This window comes from Microcoleus sp. C2D2, assembly GCF_036702495.1.
Classification (GTDB): Bacteria; Cyanobacteriota; Cyanobacteriia; order Cyanobacteriales; family Microcoleaceae; genus Microcoleus.
This window is the reverse complement of record NZ_JAUBTO010000215.1, coordinates 1-10,003: the sequence shown is the minus strand read 5'-3', so window position 1 is coordinate 10,003 and position 10,003 is coordinate 1. Positions and strand designations below refer to the sequence as shown.

Here is a 10,003-nt window from a genome sequence, read left to right as displayed (position 1 = left end):
TCATATTCTACCATGCTGTGCCTAGATTGTGAACCTTCTTTTTTTGCTGTTACCCCGATTTATTGAGCGGATACAAAAAAATTAATGTTGTTTTAATAAATTGAATGAGCCAAAAAGCAGCGATAAATTAGTAGCAGCGCTTGTTGATTAGAGAGCCCGGGCCGGGGCGGGCAGTCCTGTGCAGATGCCCCACCCGATCGCATTTTCCAGTCTCAAGAAAACAGTTGCATTCATATTCGAGTACCAATTAAGCTTGGTTGCTGTTGCGAGTCTGGCTTGCCAGCTCCAACAGTTGCGCCCAGCGTTTTTGGACTTGTTTGGGAGTGCATTGGATTGCAGCGGCGATCGCCTTCTCGCTTTCTTGATTCCGCTTCATTTCTAACAGTTGCTGCATTTGGGGCGACAGTTGAGCGCGAAATGCTTCCCATTGGTCCGAAGTCATCCCTAGCTTTTGATCGACATCAGCACCCAGCCATTCGTGCACGAGTTTCCAATTTTGAGTGCGGGCAAATTTTTCGACGTGGTACTTAAACCGCTGTTGCAAGTAGTCGCGCTGGCGGGAAGACAAACCGAGAACTCGATCGATTTCCGAAGCCGAAAGGTCTTGCAATTTTAAAGTTAGGTAGTCCACGCATTCCGGCTGATTTTGGGCTTCCAGATAGGCGATCAATTCAGAGACTACTCGATCGCGCAGCACAGCATCAGCCGGATCGACAGTTTCCGATACCATTTGCTCGCGCACTTGTTGCAGCGCCGGAGAGCGGCTGTACATTTCCGCATCTTCTCCCTTGCCCGACTCTACAGCCATTTCAATGTCGATCGCAGTTTCCGGAGGCTGGCCCTTGGCAAATCCTTGAGCGCGCAACACGATCAGGCGCTGGCGGTTGCGGCCGGGCAAACCGATTTGGCGCTTGGCGTAGTGTTCGGTAAAAGCCATGTACTCAGCCAATTCTAGCTGCGTGCGGGGCTGGTAGGTGGCATCGAGTTGGTGTTCGCGGCGGAAAGCTCGCAAAGATTCGATGTAAAAGCCTTGCAAAAAGTCTTCAATCATGTTGTAGCGAGCTTGGAAGTTCAAGTTCGATCGGAAGGAAGCAACATGGCGGTAAACCATCGCCGCGAGGTGAGAATGCAGTTCGACGCGGCCTTGTTTGGAACCGAAGCGGTAGTATTGCAGGGTTTTTTGCAACCGGTGCTCCGCCAAGGTGATTTGCCAAGCTTCAACTTCGCCGGAAATTTGGATGCGATCGCTTTTTTGGCAAATCCGTTCGACTTCCTTAGCAATCCGCATCGCTACTGCTTGAGCGCTGCGGCTGGCAGTTTTCATTTCGGCTTGCAATTCTTTGAGGGCGAAGTTAGCCAAAGCGAGGATATCGATGCTGGGAACACTATTGATATCGGCGGTTTGTTCCGGAATGCTGTTGAGGTCAGAAGCGGTGTTGCAGTTGGCGGTGTTGGTGGCAGCTTTGAGAGTCATGGCGTTTATCGGGTGGTAGGGCACAGCGGGTGTGCGAGGACATTTGTTAGAGAGTGAGGCGACAGTAGGTGGCGGTTTCGCTTGCTGTGCTGATTCAACTCTCTATACATTGAATGTTACGGAAGTAGAGATAACCGCAGTTATGCCAGTGTTCCACTCTCTCATGCAACAGTTTTTGGCTGCTGAATCTGATTCTAAGCGCTGGCTGTGGGAGATTGGTTTTATGGCCATTAAACCGTGACTGTACAAGCATTCTGAGCTGTTAGTCGCGTGGGGCGATCGTCAGAAGGATTGAGGGTGCTGCCAGCCCCCTGAATGGACAATTTATTAACTGGCTTTTGAGGCGTTGGAGATTCTGGAATCGAGACTTGGCAGAATGTAGCTAACTGCAATGTCTTTAAAACCTACGCCACAGTAGTTAGGAAACCCGGTTAATCTGCAAATCGATCTGAGAGAAGGCAGGTTGATTGACCGAAGCGAGATTTCTGGCTCCAAAGCGAGGCCCGAAGCGATGTATTTTATTAAATCAGCCCGATTGCTTTGATGGGGGCGGGTAAGTCCTTACAGAAGTTTAGACCCGCAAATTGACAACAGCGATGCTGAGTCGATCGCATAAAATATTAAAGATGATAAATCCTCACAAGTTGAAATATGCAATTTAAATGCGCGACAGCTTTTCGAGAATATCCCGCGATGGGCTAAAAACTTCCACCTGATGCCCATCAACAATCCGAGTAACGATGAGCTGCGAACACACAGCTCGCAAAGACTTCCAAAGCATTGTCTCCTCGTAATGTTCCAATTCGGCTGGAATGTGATCTAGCAGCGTCTTAGAGCAGACCACAATCAGTTGTTTCTGAGCCCGAGAAAAAGCCACATTAGACCGATTGAGGTCTAAGATAAATTCCACATTTTTACTGATTGCTGAGGGGTCGCTGGCTGTTCCCGACACAATTATATAAGGTCGCTCGTCACCTTGCAAGCTTTCAACAGTATCAATTACATCAATGAAGTTGCCGTAGTTACTCAAATGAGTCTTAAGCAGTGTTCGCTGCGCTCGGTGTGGAGTGACAATAGCCACAGATTTGTTTTCTATTTCTCTGCAACTTTCCGCAATAATTTGCTCAATTATCCGCACTTCAAGCAGATTGCTGCGTCTTGACTGGCGCTCAGAATGAAGGACAAGAAAAAGCTCTCTTGACTCGTCGTGTAAAACGCTATTTAACTCCCGCGCTCTTCCTTTTAGTTCAATGTTATCCAGTCGGTGGTAATGAGGGGAAATTAAAAAATCATTAATAAGCCGTGGCAACCGATGGCTAAGACTCAACGCAGAACTCAGAATAGCTGAATCTGAAACTTTTGTAAGTTTAATATTTTTAACCGCATCATATGCACTCACATAAGGCTTGTATAATTGAATGGGCGGACGGTCTTCCTGCTCCCAGTTATGGGCAACGATTGGTGAGAGCTGCCGATTATCTCCGGCAAGCATGATTTCCCCGTCACTTTTTACTAATGTAGCCAGGGACAAAAAGTGCGGAAACACCATCATGCTTGCTTCATCAACGATTAGTATAGGTACTTGGATACCTTTAATTTCCAGCGATAATTTCAAAAGAGCATTCGTTGTGCCACCGATGACTAAGACAGCATTTGAGCGCATTTGATTTACTCTTGTCGCATCACCCTTAGATCGAAAACATTCAACATTTTTTTCAAAAAAAGACTCATCCTCTTTAGGGTCAACTCGGCTAAGTTTTATTGGCGGTACTGTTAATCCTAATTGCTCTGCCTGTTGCTGAAGGATTGGCAAGAGGGTATTGAGGCGCAAAAGCAAGTTGTTTACAGCCGTATGGGTAGGTGCTGCTATGAGAACGATATCTCCGATCGAACAACGCGCCAAAATTCTTAAAAAAGTAGCGATCGCAGTTGTCTGTGTTTTGCCAGTTCCTGGAGGCCCCTGTAAAAGTTGAATTCTAGCGGTTAAGCCGCTGACAGCAGCAGCTACTTGATCGGTAGCCAATTTCTGTCCGTTAGGCAATGTCAAGGACTGCAGTAGATTCTGGTATTGTTCTAGCTCCTGTGCTGCTAGAGCCTGTTGTGGAGGAATCTGAGGACGCTCAGGATCGAACCACTGACAGACATGATTTCCCAAACGACTTATTAGTCTGTCGTCAACCTTTCCGGCTACAAAATCAGAAGGACTTTCATCTAAAGTAGCATAGGAAAAAATATCTTCCTCTTGGTTATAAAACTGACCGGGGAGTTGATAGCGGTCTAGTTTATTTGTTTGTCTTACTGAAAGCTGAATCTGTCTAGTCTCCCAGTCAATATTATCCACCACACACGTACTTCCACCGCGTAGAAGTTGACCGAATGTTTGACCGCGATGCGGATCGTCAGAACAGCGGCTAAGCCTTACAAAATTGCCTTTTTCGATCGTGCAGTTAGTCTCGAAAACTTTATAGTTAATACCGTACCTATCAAGGTTGATAGTGGCTGTGAGCCTATTGTTGCCGTGTGAGACAACATCACTAATAGGAATAGTGCGCCCTAGAGGGACGCGATAGACAGGCGGGACTAGGTGAGTAGCAATCCAGTTTGTCACTTTAACGTGCTGATCCAATCGGAGATAGTCAATCCCCGCCTGAGCGGCATTATCTACCCCAAGCGTGAATTCCAGTAAATCAGCGATGACAAGAGATGGTTTTTCTATTTCTGGGTTCTTAGAACGAATGCTTTCTTCAACCCACCGCAGCGCGTGTACGCGGGCGCGAAAATAATGGTTGAGATAGTTAGGTTTCCGGGCGCTGTTGTAGCGTTCAATTGCCTTAGCAACTGCTGGCGATAGATTTGGGTCTTTTGGATCTGGCAATTTTCGCCAGTAAGCGCGCCAGTAGGGTGCTGTTAAGGAATCATAAAAGCGACTGCGGATTTCAAACTTGTGCCTGCTGACTTGCTCAGAATCTCGCTCTGCCCACTGCCCCTGAGCATCTAAATCCAAATCAGTCTTAAAATCGAAAATATCCTGTGTAAAAGCTTGCTCTAGATCGACCTCGGCACCAGACACCCGCCGCCGCCAGTGATAACGCCTCCCAAACCACGACAGAGAAGTAACGACAGCTAAGCCTCTCCCTGTCCATCCCAAGGCAAAACGCCGATCGACTTCATCGTGCAAGCAAGAGTAGATGAGTTGCTCTAAGCTTTCACGGCATCCTAGAAGTTCTCGGAGGTTGGCGAGCAACTGCGAGCTGACGCGGGAGCATCCTTCGAGCAACTGATCCATCTCCGATCGAGACCAGACATAAAAGTGAATGGGAGCGGTTTCGGCCTCGGCTACCTCATCAATAACCTCAACCAGCTTCTTTAGAAACGCTTGAATTAGCTGTTTCTCCGCCCCTGTGTCTTCTCTGTATTCCCCCGTCCACGGAGAGGTTTGAAACTCAATAACTTCTTTACTTTGCAGAGAACGCTCTTCATAGACTGGGCGATTATTTCGATCGCGCCCTACCTCCCACCGTTCCTTGACCGTGGGGTCTGGCTGCCAGTGTCCATTTACCTGCGTGAAGCTTGTATGTAATTGTCCCTCGCTCTTGGTCACATGAGCTGCAAGGGTTCCAATCCTGTTTTCTACATAGTCGTAATCCACAGAAAGGTAAACGCGAATCAGCCGCTCACCATTAATTATGTGTTCTGGAAGTTGACCTTGACCTGCATAAGGTAGCGGCTTTACTTCATAGGAATCTGGGTTGATATTTCCGCCTGGAAGTGTACGCCTGCGAGTTTTTGCTTTTAACTGGATAAGTTCTAGGTTATCGCTAAAGCTTGGATCTTGCCGCACTTGAACTGCCTGCTGTCCGGCTAAGTCAAGTTCAGCCAAGTCATCGATTTTATCAATCCCGGCCTCTCGCAAGACTCGTACTGCTGATGGATCTAAGCCTATTAGTTCAAGGCGACGCAATCTGGCACTTTCTGATAAGCAGTGAATATTAAAAACACAGCCATCACACTTCGGATCGATTTGATAGTCCAAATCAGCTAAATCAGCCTGAACTACGCGGTTTAGCGCACCCTCAGATCCCAGGAGGCGATTAATGTCCGCTTCTTCTGTATCTAGCTTAAAGGGTTTTAGATCGAGGATGAGCTGACTTTTATTTGTACTTTCATCAATCCTAGCAACCACGCACTCGATATCTTCTGGTCTGAGTTCTACGCCGCAAATAGCCACTGGACTCACCTGAATAAGCTGCCGTACTAGCATCCGGTATAGAGCAACCTGCACGCGGTGGTAGGTACGGTCTCGACGACTGGCTTTGCATTCAACAATTCGCAGCTTTGGTCGATCGGCTTCCCACAGAATTAGTACAAAGTCAATTTGGCCTTTGATCTGGAAAGCTCCCTCGTCTGCTTCAACGGAAATTTCGCGTCCATATGCTCTTTGTCCTGAACTTATACCTTGCAATTGTGCGACAAAGGTAGTCCAGGGTGTCTTCTTTTCGTCAGCAGACTTTTGGCTGTACAAAGTGAGGTCAATGAGACCATTGTTTTTGAGAGAAGTTTCCCATTCGTTCTCCCTCAATCGCCCCGCCTCTTGGAGAACTGGATCTAAGGAGTTGAAGAGGCGTTCTGCAAACGGAAGCTCTCGGGCAAGCTTTCGGTTATTATGCTCTAGCTTAAAGCGGCGATCGCAAGATTGATAATGGATGTACTCGCCGATTTCCGTAACTCGGACAGATGGTTTAGTTACTGGGGTTAACATAAATGTAAAAATAATATTTTTGTCTGAGTCAGACTGGCATAAGCTATGCCTAACGACTAAATTTGAGTAATCATCTCACAATTAACTTAGGAGTTACATCACCATAATCACTTTTAATTGTGACCATACTCACGGCAACTATTTATATTATAAATTCACAACTCACCCCGATTCTCTCTCTAATACCAAAGTCACCGGCCCGTCATTCTCGATCGAGACTTGCATCATCGCTCCAAACAAGCCTGTTTCAACTTTTAAGCCGCTCTGGCGCAACTTTTCGACAAATTTATCGTAAAAAATTTCCGCTCGTTCCGGAGCCGCTGCTCGGTCAAAGGAAGGCCGCCGACCTTTGCGGCAGTCGCCGTAGAGGGTAAACTGACTCACAACCAGCAACTCGCCGCCGATGTCCTGTACGGACTTGTTCCAGCGGCCGGTATCCCCGGCCGAGTCGGGAAACAAACGCAATTCTAGGCATTTGCGAGCCATCCAATCGAGTTCTGCTTCGGTGTCGGTGTCTGCAATACCTACAAGCAAGTTAAGTCCGCAGCCAATTTTGCCGACAATTTGACCGTCAATTTCAACTTGAGATGATTTGACTCGCTGGATAATTGCTCGCATTGAAAATGGGTAATTGGTAATAGGAAATTACTCGTTACCAGGCTCTAGCCTGGTAACGCAGATCCCGAGGCTCTGCCTCCTATCTTCCTGAGAACCACAGAGGCAGAGCCTCTAGACATCGGTTCCCAGGCTCTAGCCTGGGAACCAGTAGAAAAGAATATTTTACTGTTAGTTTTTCCCAAAACCTTTACCGCGACTGGTTGAAGGCATACAAAGACAGTTTTCGAGTTGCGATCGCAAATTCTCCGTATCCAAACCCTGACCGATGAGAACAAGCTGGTTCTTCCGCTCACCTTTCCACTGCTCATCGTCCATCGTAAATCGCTTGCCGCTCAAGTGAAAAATATGCCGTTTCGGACTTTCTTCAAACCACATAATCCCTTTCGCGCGAAACACGTTTGTTGGCAGTTGGTGGTCTAAGAAATATTGAAATTTCCTCAGAGAAAAAGGCTTGTCGCTCTGGAAAGAAATTGAGGTAAATCCGTCATTTTCTAAATGACCCGAGTGGTCGTGATGGCTGTGGTCGTGATGGCCGTGGTCGTGATGGCCGTGGTCGTGATGGTCGTGGTGGTCGTGATGGTCGTGATGGTCGTGATGGTCGTGGTGGTCGTGGTGGTCGTGATGGTCGTGGTCGTGACTGCTAGGAGTTTTTTCCGATTGGAAATATTTGTCCGATTCAAACAATCCGACGCTGAGGACAAGGGGTAGGGGAACTTGCGATTTCACTGTTCGCAGAATTCGAGCACCTTCTTTGACATCGCGAATCTTAACTTCCAACAAATCTAAATCTGCTTCCTCAACCAAATCTGTTTTGTTGAGGATAATTATATCGCCGTAAGCTATTTGACTGTAAGCTGCTTGAGAGTTGAACAAATCTAAGCTGTAGTTGGCTGCGTCTACTACTGTAACTATCGAATCGAGACGAGTCAGGTCGCGCAGTTCTGTGCCTAAAAAAGTCATCGCTACTGGCAGCGGGTCGGCGAGTCCGGTTGTTTCGACTACCAGATAATCGAGATTTTCTTGCCGTTCTAAAACTTTGTAAACTGCATTAACCAAATCTTCATTAATTGTGCAGCAGATGCAGCCGTTGTTCAGCTCAACCATGTTGTCGTCGGTGGTGACAATCAGTTCGTTGTCGATGCCGATTTCGCCAAATTCATTGACCAAAACTGCTGTTTTCAAACCCTGCTGGTTGGTCAGGATGTGGTTGAGCAGGGTTGTTTTGCCGCTGCCGAGAAATCCTGTAATGATTGTAACGGGCAATCCGTGTTTGGGAGCGTCCATCGCCGGTTCTGTCTCGGACTGAGTTGTAGATTGCATAGCTTGGATGTCAAATAAGGTCTGAAGCTTAAAGTTGTTGTTCTTATTGTATCTTATATTAATTCCGAACAGCGCGTTACCAGCGCTAATTATCGGAAGCTGCCAACTATTCGATCGCACCCTGATTAATTGGGCGATCGAATAGTTGGCACAAGTACCTCTAGGAGTTGGTCTGTAACGTGTTTCCAGGTAAACCCAGTCGCTACAAATTTGGGGCCTGCTTCGCGAGAGCGATCGCACAACTCCGGCTGTTCTATAATATTTTTCATTAAGGCGATCGAATGTTCTAAATCTGGCATCAGGCGAAATATCTGCCGATCGTTAGAAGTACCTTCTTGAAACGTACTTTCGACGTGCCAAGCAAAATCTGGAGTTGTAAAATCATCCGTCGGGCCGCCTTTAGTGCAGATGATCGGCAAGCCACAAGCAATTGCTTCTAGTGCTGGTAAATTGAAACCTTCTGCTAAATAAAGAGATACGTAGGCATCGGCGGCTTGATAAAGTTGAGCCATTTTTGCAAAAGGCAGTGTTTCTCCTATGTAAGCCATGCGCGGCAAAACTTTTTCTGCTTCGTCAAAGGTTAGTTCGTCTATGTTTTGAGCGATCAGAGAATCCGACTCATATATTGATTCTTCTCCTTTCAATACTAATCTGGCTTCGGGATAACTTTCAACTACAACGGAGAAAGCTTTTAACAATAAATCGATGCCTTTATTGGCAGAGCCTGCACCGATATTCAAAAATACAAATCCGTCCCATCCTAGCTGTTTCCGCAAAGCTTCGCGTTCCGATTTTGTTAAAGGTTTGTAAATCTTCGGATCGATGCCGCAGGGTATGACAATTGTGCGATCGGGATTCGCACCGCTGCGGATAAATCCGGTTTTCGACCAATGGGAAGGCGTAATAATAATTATATCCGAGTTGCTGTGACCTTCGCGGAGGGAAGCTGCGCCCGTTATTCTAAAGTTTTCGTTGTGCAGAATTCCCCATTCTGTTGTGGCAAACAAGCACGTCCGTTTTGTATTTGAGGGTGCAAAATTGTAAGGTACTGAGATCCGTAACGTAGCGTCTGCTTTTAGAGACGCGGAAGGGTGAGGAATATTTTTTATTGCTGCTTCAGCAGTTGCGTCTAACAAACCGGTTACTGGCTGCCAATTTTCGTCTAGATAGGGAATATCTTTGTGGAAAATTTCTAAGTGAGGATATTTCAGCATTTCTACTAGCTGAAATTGATTTACGATCGCGTAGGAGTGCGGCAAAAAGCGCCAGCCTTCAACAATTATACGCATTAATTTGTTAGTTGTTAGTTGTTATTTTTTGTTGGTTACTACCGCTCGCCCCTCACCCATTACCCCTTACCAATGCACGATTACCCGTTACCCGTTACCATTAATAGAAAGGGTTATTGGGTTACAAAATTATTGAGTTAAAAGTTGATTGGTCAATTTTATAGCTCGTGTTTTCGGGTAATATGACATCTAGCAACTGGTCGAGTGCCTGTTTCCCAGGAAAGTTTTTAGCTACCAAACGGGGGTCGGCAAGTCTAGCTTGGGCTGTAAGTGCAGGTTGTGCGATAACTGTCTGCATCAACTGAGTCAAATGTTCCCATTCGCAAGCTAAAATAAAGAGTTTTTATTTTGCTATTTCTACAGCCATAAATTTACTTTCTACTTACTTTCTACGGGCAGTCCCAAGTCTGGGTGAGTGAAATCGTCTGTAATGCCGTCGGCTGTGGGGAATCTGGTTATTTCGACTACTAGTAGAAGTAGGCGGGAGTTAACCTACCATTGATTATTGCTTCAATGCTTTGCCCAAATAAGTCCATTTGAAGG

General features: G+C 46.5%; 7 protein-coding genes. 1 reads left to right on the top strand and 6 read right to left on the bottom strand.

What is annotated here, in order from left to right; all coding sequences use genetic code 11:
* Window positions 1-247: 247 nt before the first annotated feature.
* Window positions 248-1,474, bottom strand: a complete 1,227-nt coding sequence (locus QUB61_RS35510) for a HetZ-related protein (protein ID WP_333135627.1) — start codon at window positions 1,472-1,474, stop codon at window positions 248-250.
* A 31-nt stretch (window positions 1,475-1,505) separates the two neighbouring features.
* Between QUB61_RS35510 and QUB61_RS35505 the strand changes: the two genes are divergently transcribed.
* Complete coding sequence (locus QUB61_RS35505) at window positions 1,506-1,715, top strand: hypothetical protein (protein WP_333135629.1); 210 nt, start codon at window positions 1,506-1,508, stop codon at window positions 1,713-1,715.
* On the opposite strand, the gene QUB61_RS35500 is transcribed toward QUB61_RS35505, so the two are convergent.
* The 5 genes from QUB61_RS35500 to QUB61_RS35480 all read right to left on the bottom strand — a co-directional run bounded on the left by QUB61_RS35500 (window position 1,705) and on the right by QUB61_RS35480 (window position 9,460).
* Complete coding sequence (locus QUB61_RS35500) at window positions 1,705-1,866, bottom strand: hypothetical protein (RefSeq protein ID WP_333135631.1); 162 nt, start codon at window positions 1,864-1,866, stop codon at window positions 1,705-1,707. The two genes, QUB61_RS35505 and QUB61_RS35500, sit on opposite strands and share 11 nt — an antisense overlap.
* A gap of 266 nt (window positions 1,867-2,132) precedes the next feature.
* Window positions 2,133-6,233: an AAA domain-containing protein gene (locus QUB61_RS35495; RefSeq protein ID WP_333135633.1), complete on the bottom strand. Its 4,101-nt coding sequence runs from the start codon at window positions 6,231-6,233 to the stop codon at window positions 2,133-2,135.
* Between the two features lie 162 nt (window positions 6,234-6,395).
* Window positions 6,396-6,851 (bottom strand): D-aminoacyl-tRNA deacylase, encoded by a 456-nt coding sequence (gene dtd, locus QUB61_RS35490; protein WP_333135635.1) that lies wholly within the window; start codon window positions 6,849-6,851, stop codon window positions 6,396-6,398.
* A 168-nt stretch (window positions 6,852-7,019) separates the two neighbouring features.
* Window positions 7,020-8,171, bottom strand: a complete 1,152-nt coding sequence (locus tag QUB61_RS35485; RefSeq protein WP_333135637.1) for a GTP-binding protein — start codon at window positions 8,169-8,171, stop codon at window positions 7,020-7,022.
* Between the two features lie 125 nt (window positions 8,172-8,296).
* Window positions 8,297-9,460, bottom strand: a complete 1,164-nt coding sequence (locus QUB61_RS35480; protein WP_333135639.1) for a glycosyltransferase — start codon at window positions 9,458-9,460, stop codon at window positions 8,297-8,299.
* Between the last annotated feature and the right edge of the window lie 543 nt (window positions 9,461-10,003).